Here is a 17037-nt window from a genome sequence, read left to right as displayed (position 1 = left end):
CCGCTTTTTGAAAAAACGGGTTATCTTCGAAGTTTTAGTTTCCTTTTATTCTGCTTTTAAATTGATCATAGTCTGTTTTCACGTAATGGAAGGCTTTGGCGCTGCCGCCATGGTCTGGATGTGTTTCTATTAATAATTTTTTAAAACCGGCCAAGACTTCTTTTGGACCTGCTGTTTTGGAAAGCCCCAGTTTTCGACGATAATCTTGCGGATTAGATGATGGTCCGGATTGGGATTGTACCTTTTCATCCTCTCCTTTACCTTGTTTCGAGAGCTCTTCTTTTAGTCTTAACAATTCCTTACGAAGGTCAATATTTTCCTTTAACACGTTTCTGGTCTCCAGTTGCAATTCCGATTTTTCATGCTTAAGGCTGGCGATTTCTTTATTCAGCTTGTCCCGTTGCTGGATCATCGCTTTTAAGGACGTTTGATGAAGCTCCTGTATCCCTTTGATTTGCTCATCCTGTGCTTTAAGTTTTACTTTTAGCTCACGAATCGTCATATCGGAAGGTTTGTCTTCAAAAGGTGGCAATTTGGGCTGGGTAGATATGTATTCCTTGATTTGGTCCACATTCCCTAGTCTATGAATCTTCCCTTCATTATACCAGCGTTTGACTAGTTGAATACCGATGTTTGCAGCAACACCTGCATCCTTTAATAGGTCAAAGGCTTCATCCGTATCTTCCAGTATGTATTCTGTTTTGGAGAGCCTAGCTTTTCCTTCGAATCTTATCTTTCGCTCCCGCATCCACCGTCTAACCGTCTGAATGCTAAGCTCATCCGGAACTCCAGCACTCTTTAACAACTCAAAAGCTTGATCCGTATTCACAACAAATCCTCCTCCAAAAACAACTGAGGTGACAGAAAATGACACAAATGGCCATATAATTTAATAGTTTTCTATTTAATATTAATAGAGGAAAAAAAGAATGTGAATGGCTCAATTAGACTAATAAATGAGGCATGGGGACGGTTCTTATGCCTCATTATGGGAAATGAAAGAAGCACTAAATCAAGGAGTTTATTGGTTTATGAGAGTTTTTGAGGAGTATTTACTAGTAGTGCTAATTAACTCTTTTATCGCAGGTATCTTTCGACATTGTTTCCGGGAACATGGACACTCTGCTTTTCAATAATCCTAAAGTATAATATTCTTAGAATTGTCGGTACGGTATTACGTTTCGACCCGCTAGTCTTAACTAAAGGAGTTCATAACATGATTAACGTTTTATTCGTCTGTCTGGGGAACATTTGCCGATCACCGATGGCTGAGGCTGTGTTTCGCGACTTACTTGAGAAAGAAAATCTGTCCGGCCAAATCGCTGTGGATTCCGCCGCAACCAGTTCATGGCATATCGGATCCCCACCCCATAAAGGAACCATAGCTATTTTAAAAAAATATAACATTTCCGCAGAAGGTCTTATTGGACGTCAATTAACAAAAGACGACTTTGAAAAATTCGACTACATCATCGGCATGGACGAAAGCAACACAAGAAACATTTACGAAATTACCGGAAAGCCAAATCATCCAAAAATCATCCGTCTGCTCGACCTAACAGAACACAAAAAAGATGTACCGGATCCTTACTATACAGGTGATTTTCAAGAAACCTACCAGCTTATAACAGAAGGATGCCGGGCTTTACTCGAGAAAATCCTTGCAGAAAATTGACGCGTGGGGACGGTTCTTGTGCCTCACTCAAGTAAATCAACTGAGGCAAGAGAACCGTCCCCATGCATCATTTTAAGATTTCATCTACCATGGTTCTCATTGAGTAAACTACGGTTTTTTTGTACTTTACAGCTAATATGAGGACTCTGATTTGTTGGGATCGGTTTAGGTGCTTGAAACGAGGTTCTTGTTTTAGAAAGGAGCGGACAATCGACCAGCTTTTAGGTGTGAAAGGAAAATCATCAAGGGGCTGCTTTCTCAATAAACGATGAAACCACGAACTAATATCGGAGGAAGTGCTTTTGTCCACAATACAAGGCGCATAAATGCTTTTTGTATGTTTCTTGAGGCTTTCGAATCGCTCCTGCCCGCTGACGATAATATAGTTGCCATCTTTCTTGCTTTTTCTGACAACCAGAACAAACATACAATCCCACATAAATCTCTGCAGCCTTTTCAGATGCTCTGTCATTTTCACCGAAAAATCCGGCTTGATTTTTTCAAGCGGAATATATTGTACCGTAAATTTCATCGTCATCCCCTCCTGGATTTTGATGAGTCCATTCCCGCTCAGGATTAGCGGCAGCATCGGTTCTCAGCAGGTATTGCAGTAAGAGGAATGGGTAATCGCAAACGGTTTGCCAAATACCTTTATCATTATATGCATGATTTGGGTTGAGAAGAAGCATGGGGACGGTTCTTGTGCCTCATTCATAAAATAAATGATGCATGAGAACCGTCCCCATGCATCATTTCACATTTTCTTTTAAAGTGCTTATAAATCTGTTGGGTTCGTCTACGCGAATTGCTACTTGTGAATATTTCTTTTTAAGTCCCATGATTAATGTTGCTTCGACTGGGTGTTTTAATTTCAATATAACATCAGGCTTTACTTCTTCAAAATCACGGGCAATGAATTCAATGGTATCTTTAGTACGTTTTCCAACCAATGGCGCCTCGATAACTTCTTCAACATCGCACCACTTTATTTCCATTCGTTTCATTAATCCGAGGGAAATGTACATACCTTCTTCAGTGACAAGCAAGGGATTATGGCGAACGGCTTGGATATCACCTAAAAAGAAAATAACTGTGTAAATATTAAGTACGAGTAAAATGATTGATAGAATCACAGACTTTTCATGAAACAACCAATGAAGCCCAGCCATTTCAATAACCGTCGCGTGAATCAGCATCACTTGCATCGCAATCAAACTCGATTTTTGATGTATTGTAAATGCATTCGAACCAAGCTGTTGTTTCTTTTTCCAAGATGCAAACGCATAGTAAAAAATGAGCATTTCTGAACAAATGATGCGATAAATGGGATTTGGTTTAACCTCTTTATCCACAGCTTTTAAAAAAGAAAAGATAGCCGGTAGGGAACTTCTTCTAACAGCACGTACAATGTTTGGCATATATTTAAACAACGAGACAAGAACTATAACCTCTAACAACAATAGTCCGCCTTCAACAGCAAACCCAGCCCACGTGACAGCCTCAAATGGAGCCAAATACTCCATCGGTATGAGGAAGCGCACCAAAATAAGTCCGCCTGCTATCCCCACAATCAGGTTTTTCCCATTCATTTTTCGTTTCCACGCTAAAAATAAAATCGGTGAAATCAACGCCAAGTCTACCATGGAAGCAGCAACGATAATATTCGGTTGCTCAGGCAATATTTGAATTCCCAATGTTGTATGATACAAGGAATAATTCGCACCCATTACTAATAACAGCAAAATCAGCAGCGCATTTCGGTTCAAGGTTCTTTTTAAAACCATAAAAGTCCCTCTTTCTTTTTTCTTTCATTATACCATATTTTACCTATCACTTATTAGATATATTAAAAAAGTATCCTAAAAAAGGATACTTTATCTACTTCTATTCAATTCCCGGAAACCAGCCCGGAGTATGGATGATAGCCTGCCACAATGGGTCAGGAACCATTAATTCCTGCTGCTTTCCTTTATCAATTTTAGTTACAATTTCATCTTCCTTGCCTTCAGCAACCTTTTGAACCCAATCCGGATCAATAATTAATTCCCGCCCCATTGCAATGAGTGGCAGCCCTGTCTCCTTTGCCTTGAGGACATCGTCTGCAGAATAAAGTGAGCCGACTCCTATAACAGGGACCTTACTGCCAACACGTTCCTGTATGATTTCGATACGAGCACGGGTGTCCTCCACGCCTCTTCTTGGCTCTGACCAGAAATCATTTAATGAAACATGGAGGTAATCAAGGTTCTTATCAGCCAGCGCATCGATTAGCACCAAAGTATCTGCCATCGTAATCCCAGGTGTTTCTGGTTCTTCTGGTGAAAAGCGGTAGCCCACAATAAAAGGTTTATTTGTATTTTCAGCAACAACCCTTTTCACTTCATCAACAATTGCCACAGGGAAGGTCAATCTCTTTTCAACGCTCCCGCCCCATCGGTCATCCCGGCGATTGGCATGCGGAGAAAAGAATTGCTGAATAAGGTAGCCATTGGCCCCATGAATTTCAACACCATCATATCCTGCTTCAATGGCCCTTCTAGTTGTATCCCCGAAAGCTTTAATTATCGCTTCAATTTCTTCTTCCGGCAGTTCTCTAGGAACAGGTTTCCCTGCCCCTTCAGACGGAATGGCACTAGCACTAACAACATCACCATTTGGCACTAATTGAGGAGGAACTTCCCTCCCTCCATGGAAAATTTGCAATACAGCTACTGCACCCTGCTCTTTAATACCTCTGGCCAGTTGTCTTAAACTAGGGATTAATTCATCAGAATCAGCGCCAAATTCTCCATTAAACCCCTTGCCATTTGCAGTAACATATGTACAAGCAGTGACCACCATTCCTACACCGCCAGACCGTCTTGCGTAATATTTTACTTCTGCATCCGAAACCGTCCCATCCGGATTGGAAGAAAAATTAGTCATCGGCGCCATCACAATCCGGTTTTTCAATTCAACACCACATGGAAAAGTAAACGACTCAAACAAAGCTTTAAATTTAGAATCCAATGCATAATCCCCCAAAATAAAATTCTTTTCATCCATACTTTTCCCTAACGAAGGAAGGTGATGCATGGGGACGGTTCTCTTGCATCATTTTTCTGAAATCACTGCAAATAAATGGTTTCCACTGTCATTTATTAAAATTGGATGAATCCTATAATACTTAGCTCTTTCTTTCTGCCGTACTGATATTGTAAAAAAAGACTTCCAACAAATTTAGTCGAAAGCCTTGATGCAGCTAGATTATGTAAATCTGTTGTCTGGGAATCGAACTGACACTCCGAATTCTACTTCATTTTTTTATATCACTTTGGCTCTATTCCCATTATCCCTTGTAAGCTTTCCGCAATTCCTCAAGATCAAATTTCTTCATTTTAAGAAATGCTTTCGTTACGCGTGCAAGTTGCTCAGGTGCACTCTTTCTCATCATCTCGTCCATCTCACTAGGCACAATTTGCCAGGAAATACCATACTGGTCTTTCAGCCAGCCGCATTGCTCCGCTTCAGGAACCTTAGAGAGCTTTTCCCAGTAGTAATCAATCTCTTCTTGTGTGTCGCAGTACACCATAAATGAGATAGCTTCGTTAAAACTGAATTTATGTTCGTGAGCACTATCCATTGCGGTAAACCATTGATTTTCTAAGCTGAATTCACTGAACATGACTGTTCCTTCTTTATCAGGTTCCATTCCTTTAGGATAGCGGGCGATAAGTCCCTGCTTCGCATTCTTAAATACTGATAAATAAAAATTCATCGCGTCTTCCGCGTTACCACATTGATCACCGACAAACAAAAGTGATGGAATTAATGAAGGTCGCTCTTCACCTTCTGGATTGGTTAGGATTAACTGCCATGTCAAACCAAACTTATCCTGAATCCAGCCATACCTTTCACTGAACGGATACTTATCAAGAGGCATTAACGCTGTGCCCCCGTCGGATAATCTGTTCCAAACTTCATCTATTTTTTCTCTCGCGTCTTTATCTCGTGATGGGTCAAAGTTTACCATAAAAGATATCGACGGATTGATCTTGAAAAAAGGTCCTGCGCTGATAGCCGCGAACTTCTGCCCCCATAGCTCAAATGAGACTATATCAGAGTCGCCTGAGGGTGTGTTGTGAATGGTTGTCACATCTGTAATTTTCGAGTCCGGGAATATGTTAACGTAAAACTCGGCTGCTTCTCTTGCCTCTTTGTCATACCATAAATGCGGAACGATTTTTTGATTTGTTTTTGTCAAAGCTTTTCCTCCTTTATTCTCTTACGGATGCATGGGATGGTTCTTTTGCCTCAAAATTTTTTTGTCAAACAAAAGAATATATGCTTATTTCTAGAAATCCCTTTCCCGAAAACGGACAAAAAAGGTAGTTCCTTTAGTGCTTGTTTGCAGATCGATAACGGCTCGATGACGCTCGGCGACACTATAGCAGATGGGCAAGCCCAAGCCAGTCCCGGAATCTTTGGTAGTAAAAAACGGCGTGCCGATCATATCGACCAGTTCAGGTTCGATGCCGGAGCCTTGGTCTTGGATTTCCAACACTACATCCTGCCCGTCAAGATAAGTTTTAATCGTCAATTCCCCGCCGGCTGCCATCGACTCAAGTCCATTCAGGGAAAGATTAAGAATCAGCTGGCTAATTTCTTTTTCATCAAGATAAAGCCTTGGGACTTCCGATAACATTAGGGAGACCGTTTTATCCGCTAGCAGCGCTTCGGCTTTGATTAAAGGATAGAGCCCCTCAATAATCGGATTCAACCACTGGGATTTTTTATACGATTGCTTGTTTTTCGCTAAATTTAGGAATTCAGAAATAATCGAATTGGCCCTGTCCAATTCTGACAGCATTAAATCAATATATTGAACGGATAAATTGTCGATGCTTTTTTTCGAAAGCTCCAAAAACCCTTTGACGGTGGTCATCGGATTCCTGATTTCATGCGCGATCCCCGCCGCCATTTCGCCAATTAGATTGAGGCGGTCGAGGCGCGCTATTTTCGCTCCCAGTTGTTCAAGCTCAGTTACATCGGTAATCACACTGAGAACGCAGCTTTCACCTTTCACCTCAATGATTTCCGTTGCCAACAAGCCCTGCCGGTTCTCTCCTGATTTTGTTAGGTAATGAATCTTTTCATTTTGCGGGGATTCCTTGTGACAGGCAGGTAAAACCGCCAGCTGCCTGCCGATGACCTCCACTAAGGAATAACCGGTAAATTTCAGCCAGCTTTCATTGACGTCCAGGTACCTGCTGTCAGTCATTGAACGAATTTCAATCAGGCAGGGGCTTGATTGAAAAATTTTATAAAAATGCTCCTGCGACAGGCGCAGGTCTTCGGCAAATTGTTTTCGGACTTCAATTTCCTTCCGCAACTCTTCTTCAAATTGCATCCGTACCTCTATTTCTTTGCGCAGCTTTTCGTTGGCAATGACAAGTTCATTCGTCCTCTCTTCCACCAGCTTCTCAAGCAGCTCGTATTGCTGCTTCCGCTCGGTAATATCGCGCAGCGAACAAACATAGAAATGCTCATCATGGATAACGGCCTCACCGATTTGCAGCTCGACAGGAAAGCGGCTTTCATTTTTATGCTTAGCAACAGCCTCAAGCATTTTCCCGACGCAAGAACCATTGTTATCCCACATATCTGCAAAAAGGTCCTCTATTTTAAGTCCCAAAAATTCCTCCATTGAATAGCCAAATAATTTTTGGGCTGCAGGATTGACCGATATAATCGTCCCTTCACAGTCAAACGTAATAATCGTGTCAAGCAGCGTTTCCCCAATCACCCGGGCCAGTTCTTCATTTTTTTGCAAATCACGGGTTGTTATGTTTAGCTTGACGTTTACATCAAGAAGCTCCTTCTGCAGCTTTACTTCCTTCTGATCTTGATTTTGATGGATTTTGACAAATTCCTGTACCTTTAACTTTAATGTTTCCGGGTGAAATGGCTTAAAGATATAATCAACCGCCCCTAAATTATACCCCTTTAGGACATGCTCAGTCGTTTGACTGATAGCTGTAATAAAAATAATTGGAACAAACTTTGATTTTTCCCGCGCCTTAATCAATTTTGCCGTTTCAAAACCGCTCAGACCCGGCATTTGCACATCTAGCAAAATTACAGCAAAATCTTGCTTCAGCACGCACTTCAACGCTTCCTCACCCGACCCGGCCTTCACTAAACGATAATTGGGCGATGCTAAAACAGCCTCTAACGCCAGTAAGTTTTCCGGACGGTCATCAACCATTAAAATATTGACTTGATCCAAAGGTTGGAGATTATGGATGGATTTTACGGTAGAGTTTCTCATCTGAATCGACTTCCTCATAATAATTTGCAATTTCGGTAAACCGAATTCCCTCCTTACTTCCCAAGCCAAGGAATCCGGATGCAGACAAACTTTCATGCAGCAGGTGCAGCACACGGTTTTGCAGGCATTTATTAAAATAAATCATGACATTCCGGCAAATGATGACATGAAATTCATTAAACGATTGGTCAGTAGCTAAATTATGCTGGGCATACACCACATTTTCCGTAAGAAAAGGATGGAACGCAGCGCTTGTCTCCCGGGCAACATAGTATTCTGAAAAAGCACTCGTCCCGCCTGTCTCAAGGTAGTTTTTCGTATAGTTTTTCATTTTGTTCAAGGGCATCATCGCTTTTCTGGCCTGCACCAAGGCTGCCTCGCTCATATCGGTGGCGTAAAGTTTTGTTTTTTCATAAAGGCCTTCTTCATGTAGGAGAATCGCCATTGACAGGACCTCTTCTCCGGTCGCGCAGCCAACATGCCAAATCCGAATCGATGAAAAGTTGCGCAGAATCGGAACAACCTTTGTCCGAAAGGCTAAAAAAAACGACGGATCCCGAAACATTTCCGTAACATTAATTGAAAAATCGTAAAATAACCTGCGCATCATCAGCGGGTCGTAGAAAATTTTTTGCTGGAGATCGGAAATACCCTCCAGCTTCTCCGTTCGAATCCGATGTTCAATTCGCCGCTTCACAAACGCGGCGGAGTAATTACGAAAATCAAACCCATATAAACGATAAATCCCCTCGAGCAGCAGATTTATTTCGATCTTTTCAATTTCACGCTTGTCGAATGATATTAATTTTTCCATCAATAAATAAACCTTCCTTATCTGTATAACCAAACTCGCATAATGGAAATAAGCTGCTCCATATGAACTGGTTTGCTGATATAATCAGAAGCCCCAGCTTCAATGCATTTTTTTCGATCACTTTTCATTGCCTTTGCGGTCAGTGCAATGATAGGGAGATTCATGTATTCAGGCACCTGGCGGATTGCGCGAATCGCTTCAAACCCATCCATTTCCGGCATCATAATGTCCATCAGCACCAAGTCAACATCCGGATTTTTTTGCAGGATTTCGATGCCTTCCCTGCCATTTTCCGCAAACACCACCTCAACAAAATAGCTTTCAAGCGCTGAGGTTAAAGCAAAAATATTGCGCATATCATCGTCGACAATCAGGATTTTCATCCCTTCAAGAGACTCTCTTTCGTCAATGTCCGGCTGTGGTTCTTCAACTGTGACAGCTGCCTCAAGCCTAGCTTGTACAATTTGTAAACTAGGGATATATAATGTAAACCTACTGCCTTCGCCGACAGTGCTTTCAACTGTCAGATAGCCACCTAAAAGCTGAGCCAATTCACGGCTGATTGTAAGCCCCAGGCCAGTGCCGCCATATTTGCGGCTTGTCGTCCCATCGGCTTGTTGAAAGGCATCAAAAATTAACTTCTGATTCTCTTGTGAAATGCCAATCCCTGTATCACTCACCGAAAAAGCAATCATGGTTTCGACTAGATTATTTCCCTTTTCCTCTGAAAAAACAGTTTGCTGCGCTTTCTCAATCTGCAGCAAAATCCTGCCCTTCTCCGTAAATTTAAAGGCATTTGACAACAAATTGATAAGAATTTGCTGAAGCCGCTGTGGATCGGTTTGTATTAGATCCGGCAAAAAAGGGTCAAGCTGAATGGAAAAGTCGAGTCCCTTTTGCCGTGCCAGCGGGAAAAATTGTGACTTGAGTGATGCCTTTATTTCTTGAATCTCCGTTTTCTCAAGGAAGATCTCCATCTTCCCTGCCTCAATTTTAGAGATGTCAAGGATATCATTTATTAACCGCAACAGGTCATGACCAGAAGAGAGAATTGTTTTTGCATATTCAACCTGCTTTGGCGTTAGGTTTTGACCGCTGTTTTCTGAAAGCATTTTGGCAAGAATTAACAAGCTGTTCAACGGTGTTCGCAGCTCGTGTGACATATTGGCAAGAAATTCGGATTTATATTGGGAACTCATCATTAATTGCTGAGCCTTCTCCTCGAGCATATTTTTAATTTTTTCAAGTTCATGCGTTTTTTGCTCCGAGCTTTTGAACTGCTCCTCAAGCTGTTCATTGACGGTCCGTAATTCTTCCTGCTGCAATTGCAGTTCTTCGGACTGACTTTGCAGCTCTTCGGTCATGGTTTGTGATTCCTGGAGCAATTCTTCCACCCGAATATGCCTTTGGATACTCTTAATGTTGATGCCAAGATGGCTGACGACTTCCTCAAGGAGTACCTGTTCAAGCCGAGTGAATGGTTTAAATGAAGCGAGTTCAATGACAGCCAGCACTTCTCCCTGGTATTCAGCAGGGATGACAAGGATGCTGTTTGGGGGCGCTCCGCCAGTGCCGGATGAAATTTTGATATAATCCTCAGGTATGTCTTCAAGTGATATTGGCCGCTTATCAAGCGCACATTGACCGACTAGCCCTTCGCCCACAGAGAAACTTTCCCGCCCAACAGGCTCCTCCTGTCCGGCATATGATCCATACCTTCGAAATACGTTGTCTTCCTTCAAATAAATAAGCCCGCAGCTTGCCCCGACAATAGGCGCCAACCTAGTAATAAACAGCTGAGCTAATTCTTTGAGGTTGTTAATGCCAGGGTACATCGTGGCAATTTCCGCAATCTTCGTATTTAACCAGCTTTGTTCCTCAGCAGCATTTTTTAATTCTATTTCTTGTTTATGATGTTTCTCAAGCACCTGGGCCATTTCATTATAAGCGATTGAGATTTGTCCAATTTCATCCTTCGTTTTCACCCTGATCCGCGGCAGATGGTCCCCCTTTCCAAAAGCGGCGTTTGTGAAAACAGACATGACATCATTTAAATTTTTAGACATACTCCTTAAGATAAAGAATGTGATTGCTCCGCCCATGATGAGAACGGCAACAGCATAGCCAAAAATGAATTTGTAGGCGATGGAGGTGGTATCGTTCGACAGCTCAAATTCACTTTGGACTCCATCCTCCTGAAGGGTCTGTAAATAAGTGGCATCACTTGTCATTTTATCAATGACATCCCACGTATCATACCAGAATAGGTTCCTTGCTTCTTCATCCTTGTTTTGTTCCATTAACTTATTGGTCTTGGCCTCAATGGCGCGCAGCTGAATACTTAATGATTGTAACTCTGCGATGACTTTCTGAGATTTTTCGCGTTTGTCGAGCTTACGGAGAGTCTCAATTGCTTGATTGGCTTCCAAGTAACTTTGTTCCTTATGGTCTTGAAACTCTTTTAACAGGTCAGCCGGCGGATTCGCCAATATGCCCTTGGAATCACTGCGATACCAATTAAGGGAATCTTGTATCTTGTAAGCTGTCTTAGCCATTTCGTAGTTGTCAACGGCATTCTTCATATTCGTATTCAACTGATTCATCAGCATCATTAAGAACAATTGAAAAATAATAAACAGGAAAATCAGTAAGCCAAACCCTAAATACAATTTTGTTTTTAATTTCATAATTATTTTTTCACCGCTCTGCTAAGTGTTGATTAATGCTGAAAGCCATTTCATTTATATTCTCTAGTTTACAATTAACTTATTGAAACTAACTAGAATAAAAGTCAGACTTATCTAAATTATTTTAACAAAAATTTTTTAAGAAAATTTATTTTTTCGACAAAGCTCGAAAAATAATTTTTATGACAAATAGAGGCGGCATTCTGTTTAGAAACTTGTAGATAAAAGCCAACCGCAGCTCTTCCAATAACTAGTTCAAATCCTACCTATTTTAGGCTAATCCAATCCTTCTTTTGCCTTTTTCGGCAAACTGAAAAACACTCACAAACATTGATGTTATTTATCAATCAAAAAATAATTAATATCGCCCATGGCAATGTATTTCCTTCAAGTATACCAAAAAGGCCAGCCTAAAATTTGGCTGACCTTAACCGAAAGTGATTGGATTCTATTTTATGGTACCATCCATCCTAAAACACTGCTATTTTGCAGGAATGTCATAATACAGACAATTAAGACCAAAACAATACTGTGCTTAACCGTAAAGCGGAACAAGTCGGCCTCTTTTCCTGCCAGGCCTACAGCTGCACACGCTACAGCAATCGATTGTGGTGAAATCATTTTTCCTGTAACCCCACCCGAAGAGTTTGCAGCGACTGCTAATACCGGATCCATACCAAGGTTTAGCGCTGTCACCTTTTGCATCGCACCGAACAAAAGGTTCGATGATGTATCTGACCCAGTGATAAACACGCCTAACCATCCAAGGACTGGAGAGAAAAAGGCAAATAGTGAACCTGTTTTTGCGAGCGTCATTCCTAATGTCGTACTCATCCCTGATGAGTTAGTAACATAGGCATACCCTACAACTGACGCGATCGTAATGATAGGGAACTTTAGTTCATTTAGAGTTTCCCCAAAGGTTGCAACCCATTCTTTCCAAGAAATTTTAACGATAAACTTGGTGACAATGGCCGCAATAATGACTGATGTACCAGCTGCACCCAAGATTTCCAGCTTATAAATGGCAGCAACAGGAGCACCTGCAGAATTAATGACTTGGTTGTTTAATAATGGAACTTCAGGCATAAGTGTTAACGCATGTCCAAGAGCATTTACCGCTTTCAAAATAGCGTTTGTTCCTTCATAATGACCTGTCAAAGCCAATTTGACTGTTGGAATTCCCCAAATCGTAATAAATGCAGTCAATACAAGGAATGGTGACCAAGCTTTAAAAATTTGCCCACCTGAGTATTTTACTTGCTGACTATTAGATGCTTTGGCAGCAACAGATGCAGCCAGTTCTTGCTCAGATGAAAAGCGGAAAATAGTTTTTGGTTTCCAAAATTTTAAGAAGATTGCTAGGGCAAACAATGACACTAATGCAGATAAAATATCGGGAAGTTCTGGACCAAGGAAGTTGGAGCTTAAGTATTGAGTTACTGCAAAAGTGAAACCGGTGATGAAAATGGCTGGTAAGATTTCCAATGCTTTCTTAAACCCTGCCATAATAACAACTAAATAAAACGGAACGAATAATGATAGGAACGGCAACTGACGTCCAACCATTTTGGAAATTTCCAATGCTGATATTCCAGTTGGTCCCTCAACGGCAATGATAGGAGTACCAATAGCACCAAAGGCAACAGGCGCTGTATTGGCAATTAAACACAGGCCAGCAGCGTAAAGAGGATTAAATCCAAGACCCACAAGAAGCGCTGCCGAGATGGCAACCGGAGCGCCAAAGCCTGCAGCTCCTTCAAGGAATGCTCCAAATGAGAACGCTACCAAAAGTGCTTGAAGACGTCTGTCCTCGGTGAGTGAAACGACCGAATGGCGGATAATATCGAATTGGCCAGTCTTGACGGTTAATTTGTAGAGGAATACAGATGTGATAATGATCCAGCCTATAGGCAATATTCCATATACGGCACCCTGTGTGGCAGACATGACGGCCATACCAGCAGGCATTTTAAATGCAACTACTGCAAGTATTAAAGCAATTAGTAGTGTTGTTAACCCGGCTAAATAGCCCTTCATGCGTTTTATGGCTAAAGCCCAGAAAAAATATAAAATTGGTATAAGAGCTACCAAAGCGGATAAGGCGAGACTATCTCCCACCGCTGTAAAATTTTGTGTAAATGTCATAGTAATCCCCCATCATAAAAAATAAAAAATTTTCATGTATCGGTCTTATTCCCTTTTCAGACCTAGAAATGAATAGTTCTGATGGAACAAATCAATAGATTTCTATGATGACTGATTAATATGTAAGTGACTGCGAAACGGCTGCAAGATCACACTTTAAATTTTTTACTATTAAAACTTTCACCCCTCTTCGTTTCTTAATACGAAACAACACTTAAATTTGTTGCTAAGGACGAAACATGTTATACAACAATAATTCAATTGTTATATAACATGTTTCATTCACTCTTTTATTATACGTATTTTTATCTGAATTACAACAATTTTTAGAAAATTATAATTAAAAAACTCCAAAAATATATTTGACCAGTATATCATTTATACTAGTCAAATATTCTTAGCTAACTCTATTTTCAAAACCCAGTCGTGTTGATATTTGTTTTGCTATTTGCAGCATTCGGGCTTTAAGCAGTTTTAACCGTTCATCAGTCATTCGCATCGTTGGTCCAGAGAGGCTGGCTGCCGCAATAACTTTGCCCGAATAGTCAAAGATCGGTACAGCAATGCATGTGATTCCATATTCATTTTCTTCTAAATCAAGTGCATAACCCTTCCGTTTTACGTTTGCCAATTCCCGTAAAAACTCTTCTTTATTGGTAATTGTTTTATCTGTGTACATCGGCATGCCTCTTCGCTCAAGAATTTCCAGAACAACATCAGTAGGCTGAAAAGCAAGGATTGCTTTGCCAACGGATGTACAATGCATGGGAGCCCTTTTTCCTACCTTGGAATGCATTCGTAACGTTTCAGTTCCTTCTAATTTTTCGATATAAACTACTTCTCCTTGATCATAAACAACAAGATGGATGACTTCATTGGTTTCACTTTCCAATTGTTTTAAGAATGGCTTTGCCTCAGCCCTTAGATCAATGGATTCAAGCAGCTTTGAACTGATATCCAAGAATTTATAACCCAGTTTATAGCGGCCGGTAACGTCATCTTGCTCGATATAACCATACTGGACAAATGTTGATAGGATGCGGTAAACAGAGCTTTTGTTGATATCTATTTGTTTAGCAATCTCTGTCACACCTAATCCACCCTTTTTTAAACTCACCAAATGAATAATCTCCAACGCCCTGCTTACAGATTTGACCATATTTTCTCTATCCATAATCGCTCACCTCAAAATACTGTCCCTAATAGGTTACATTAAAGCAACAATTTTTTACCGGCCGTTGCTAGGGATTTAATTAGATTTAACGGACTCCTTTGCCAATAAAAAAGTGTTACGCAATGTCCCAATTTCTTTAATTTCACATTCAATTGTATCTCCGGCACCAACCAACTCAGCTCCAACCGGACTGCCTGTCAAGATGACATCTCCCGGCTTAAGAGTCATCACTTTTGTCAAATAAGATACCATTTTCCGGATCGGAATAATCATTAATTCGGTAGCACTATTTTGTTTCTCCACACCATTAAGTTTTGCTTCGACCTTCACAGAAAATGGATCTAGTTCAGTTTCGATCACTGGCCCTAGCGGTGTGAAGGTATCAAAGGACTTACCGATTGTCCAATGCCCGTCCTGATGGAAAAATTGAGGGGCTGTTACGTCGTTTCCAACCGTATAGCCGAATACATAATCCAACACCTCTGATTCAGGAACGTTTTTAGCTTCTTTACCAATGACAATGGCTAACTCAGATTCGAACTTTACCTTTTCAATTCCCTCTGGAATGATGATTTCCTCTTCCGGACCAATAACGGATGAGGTTGGTTTAAAAAAGAAAACTGGAATTTCCGGAAGCTCGGACGGCAGGTCCTCAAGCTTAGAAACATAGTTTGCGCCAATTCCTATGATGTGGTTTGGTTCAAATGGCGCCAGCAATTTTACGTCAGCTACAGAGAAACTGTTCCCTGTAAACTCCCATTCTTCAAACATATCACCTTTAATTTCCTGGATGGTGCTATCTTTTATCACACCTGTATAAACAGTTGAACCTTGTGTAAATCTAGTAAATTTCATTTTGATACTTCCTCTCAAAAAGTTTTTTCTTGCTCCATTTTCTTTCGTGCGACTCCTGTTTTAATGGCAGTCTCCGCAACTGCAGCGGTTACTACTTCTGTAACTCTTTTGTCAAAAGGATGTGGAATCACATATTCACGGGAAAGTTCTTCCTCCGTGATTAAATTGGCAATGGCATAAACTGCAGCCAGCTTCATTTCTTCATTTATTTCAGAAGCATGGACCTTCAGCGCCCCTTTAAAAATACCAGGGAATGCGAGAACATTGTTCACCTGATTCGGTAAATCGGAGCGTCCTGTCCCTACCACTGCTGCTCCAGCTTCCATTGCCTCTTCCGGCATGATTTCAGGGATTGGGTTTGCCATTGCAAAAATAATCGCATCCTCATTCATAGACATGACCATCTCTTGTGTGACTGCTCCGGCGGCAGATACACCGATGAACACATCTACCCCCTTAATCACTTCTTTTAAATCTCCTTGAATATGGCTCTTATTTGTCAGCATAGCAATCGAGTCTTTCATCGAATTCATTCCTGTTAGGCGTCCCTCATAGATAGCGCCTTTTGTGTCACACAAAATGATGTCACATACTCCCATTCTCAAAAGCAATTTTGTAATCGCAATTCCCGCCGCACCTGCGCCATTGACTACTACACTTGTCTCTTCAAGACGTTTGCCAACTAGCTTTAAAGCGTTAATTAATCCAGCTGCCGTGACAATTGCCGTTCCATGCTGATCATCATGGAAGACAGGGATGTTCATTTCTTTTTTAAGTCTTTCTTCTATAATGAAACAATTTGGTGCTGCAATGTCCTCCAAATTGATGCCGCCAAATGTTGGTTCCATTAATTTTACGGTTTGAATAATTTGCTCCACATCATTTGTGTTCAAGCAGATTGGAAATGCATCAACATCAGCAAAAGCCTTAAATAATGCGGCTTTTCCTTCCATAACGGGCATCGCGGCAGCTGGACCAATATTCCCGAGGCCTAATACGGCTGATCCATCGGATACGACCGCGACAAGATTTCCTTTAATCGTATAGTCATAGATTTTTTCAGGGTTCAGATAGATCTCTTTACAAGGCTCTGCCACCCCCGGTGAATAAGCCAAACTTAAATCATATGCATTTTCCACCGGAACCTTAACATTGATATTTATTTTCCCTTTTGACTGCTTGTGAAGTTCCAGCGAAGTCTCCCTTAGGTTTTGCATAGCCTCATAACCTCCATTATTTTTTCAAAAAATATAAGTAATGTTGAAAATGGCGGTCTTAGGCTAGGTGTTGTCACTCATTCAACGGAAACTTTGGTGATTTTTTTTCCGGGGCATTCTCATTACAAGAATGCCCCAGAATTCATCTATTCTAATC

The 17037-nt window shown here is 41.1% G+C and carries 13 protein-coding genes; 1 reads left to right on the top strand and 12 read right to left on the bottom strand.

The features are described from left to right. Positions 1 to 34: 34 nt before the first annotated feature. Positions 35 to 829 carry a hypothetical protein gene (locus tag KHA99_RS00195; protein ID WP_213115425.1) on the bottom strand — a complete coding sequence of 265 codons (795 nt, stop codon included), beginning with the start codon at positions 827 to 829 and terminating at the stop codon, positions 35 to 37. 387 nt (positions 830 to 1216) lie between these two features. Here KHA99_RS00195 and KHA99_RS00190 point away from each other — a divergent pair, with 387 nt between their 5' ends. Then, on the top strand, positions 1217 to 1675 hold the full coding sequence (locus KHA99_RS00190) for a low molecular weight protein-tyrosine-phosphatase (RefSeq protein WP_213115424.1): 459 nt from the start codon (positions 1217 to 1219) through the stop codon (positions 1673 to 1675). A 67-nt stretch (positions 1676 to 1742) separates the two neighbouring features. On the opposite strand, the gene KHA99_RS00185 is transcribed toward KHA99_RS00190, so the two are convergent. The 11 genes from KHA99_RS00185 to ystJ form a co-directional block, all read right to left on the bottom strand. Beyond that, entirely contained in the window at positions 1743 to 2207 is a 465-nt protein-coding gene (locus KHA99_RS00185; protein WP_213115423.1) for a ParB N-terminal domain-containing protein, read from the bottom strand. A 217-nt stretch (positions 2208 to 2424) separates the two neighbouring features. Continuing rightward, positions 2425 to 3459 carry a beta-carotene 15,15'-monooxygenase gene (locus KHA99_RS00180; RefSeq protein ID WP_213115422.1) on the bottom strand — a complete coding sequence of 345 codons (1035 nt, stop codon included), beginning with the start codon at positions 3457 to 3459 and terminating at the stop codon, positions 2425 to 2427. 100 nt (positions 3460 to 3559) lie between these two features. Continuing rightward, on the bottom strand, positions 3560 to 4684 hold the full coding sequence (locus KHA99_RS00175; protein ID WP_249366373.1) for an NADH-dependent flavin oxidoreductase: 1125 nt from the start codon (positions 4682 to 4684) through the stop codon (positions 3560 to 3562). A 319-nt stretch (positions 4685 to 5003) separates the two neighbouring features. Continuing rightward, complete coding sequence (locus tag KHA99_RS00170; protein WP_213115420.1) at positions 5004 to 5918, bottom strand: VOC family protein; 915 nt, start codon at positions 5916 to 5918, stop codon at positions 5004 to 5006. A gap of 90 nt (positions 5919 to 6008) precedes the next feature. Continuing rightward, entirely contained in the window at positions 6009 to 7985 is a 1977-nt protein-coding gene (locus KHA99_RS00165) for a PAS domain S-box protein (protein WP_213115419.1), read from the bottom strand. Then, positions 7954 to 8799 (bottom strand): CheR family methyltransferase, encoded by an 846-nt coding sequence (locus KHA99_RS00160; protein WP_213115418.1) that lies wholly within the window; start codon positions 8797 to 8799, stop codon positions 7954 to 7956. The genes KHA99_RS00165 and KHA99_RS00160 overlap by 32 nt, the downstream gene beginning before the upstream one ends. Before the next feature lie 17 nt (positions 8800 to 8816). Further along, on the bottom strand, positions 8817 to 11486 hold the full coding sequence (locus KHA99_RS00155; RefSeq protein ID WP_213115417.1) for a response regulator: 2670 nt from the start codon (positions 11484 to 11486) through the stop codon (positions 8817 to 8819). Between the two features lie 453 nt (positions 11487 to 11939). Further along, entirely contained in the window at positions 11940 to 13634 is a 1695-nt protein-coding gene (locus tag KHA99_RS00150) for an L-lactate permease (RefSeq protein ID WP_213115416.1), read from the bottom strand. 397 nt (positions 13635 to 14031) lie between these two features. Further along, the gene (locus tag KHA99_RS00145) at positions 14032 to 14808 is read right to left on the bottom strand and encodes an IclR family transcriptional regulator (protein WP_213115415.1); all 777 of its coding nucleotides are present in this window, start codon (positions 14806 to 14808) and stop codon (positions 14032 to 14034) included. Positions 14809 to 14883: 75 nt separating this feature from the next. Then, the gene (locus KHA99_RS00140) at positions 14884 to 15663 is read right to left on the bottom strand and encodes a fumarylacetoacetate hydrolase family protein (protein ID WP_213115414.1); all 780 of its coding nucleotides are present in this window, start codon (positions 15661 to 15663) and stop codon (positions 14884 to 14886) included. Positions 15664 to 15677: 14 nt separating this feature from the next. Continuing rightward, positions 15678 to 16880, bottom strand: a complete 1203-nt coding sequence (gene ystJ / locus KHA99_RS00135) for an NADP-dependent malic enzyme (protein WP_213115413.1) — start codon at positions 16878 to 16880, stop codon at positions 15678 to 15680. Between the last annotated feature and the right edge of the window lie 157 nt (positions 16881 to 17037).

Source organism: Neobacillus rhizophilus (assembly GCF_018343535.1).
Classification (GTDB): Bacteria; Bacillota; Bacilli; order Bacillales; family Cytobacillaceae; genus Neobacillus; species Neobacillus rhizophilus.
Note: the sequence above shows the minus strand (reverse complement) of the source record. Positions and strands in the feature narration are given on the sequence as shown.